The sequence below is a fragment of the Oleiphilus sp. HI0066 genome (assembly GCF_001635725.1).
In genome coordinates, this window is the sequence record NZ_LWFH01000410.1 from 1 (window position 1) to 1,008 (window position 1,008).

The window sequence follows — 1,008 nt, forward strand, 5'->3', positions numbered from 1 at the left end:
AATGTCTTCGATTTTTTCTCACCACCTTCTTCATACTCGTAAGTCACTTCTTCTGGTTCACGACCAAAGTGACCGTATGCAGCAGTGATTTGATACATAGGGTTCAGCAAGTCTAGTTGAGTCTGAATAGCGTAAGGGCGTAAATCGAATACTTCGCGGATAACTTTCGCAAGCTCGATATCGGAAATCTTACCTGTACCAAATGTGTTCACAGAAATGGATGTTGGATCTGCAACACCAATCGCGTAAGAAACTTGGATTTCACAACGATCTGCCAAACCTGCAGCAACAATATTCTTCGCTACATAACGGCCATAGTAAGCAGCAGAACGGTCAACTTTTGATGGATCTTTACCCGAGAATGCACCGCCACCATGGCGCGCCATACCACCGTAGGTATCAACAATGATCTTACGACCTGTCAAACCACAGTCACCAACTGGGCCACCAATTACAAAGTTGCCGGTTGGGTTGATGTGATAAAGGGTGCCCTCGTGCAACCATTCAGCTGGTAGTACTGGCTTGATAATGTTTTCCAATACAGCTGAACGTAAATCTTCCAAAGAAATACTAGGATCGTGTTGCGTTGAAAGAACAACGGCATCGATTTTTGGGCTGTCGCCTTCGTAGTTAATCGTGACCTGAGATTTCGCATCAGGACGCAACCAAGGAAGCGTTCCGTTACGACGCATCTCTGATTGACGCTGAACCAATAGGTGAGAGTAGTAAACTGGAGCAGGCATCAATGAAGGTGTTTCGTTCGTCGCATAACCAAACATCAAACCTTGGTCGCCCGCACCTTGATCTTCTGGTTTAGCGCGATCAACACCCATGTTGATATCAACAGATTGCTTACCAATACCGTTCAATACTGCACAGGTTTCACCATCGAAGCCAACGTCTGAACTGTTATAACCAATACCTGTAATGACATCACGAACGATATCTTCTAGATCAACATAGCAAGAAGTAGTTAGCTCACCTGCAACAACCGCCATCCCTGTTTTA

At 45.1% G+C, this 1,008-nt stretch carries 1 protein-coding gene; it reads right to left on the minus strand.

Features of this window, described 5'->3' with window-relative positions:
* Nucleotides 1–1,008, minus strand: a 1,008-nt coding sequence (gene metK, locus A3738_RS05490) for a methionine adenosyltransferase (RefSeq protein WP_068763432.1), incomplete at both ends; no start/stop codon positions are given.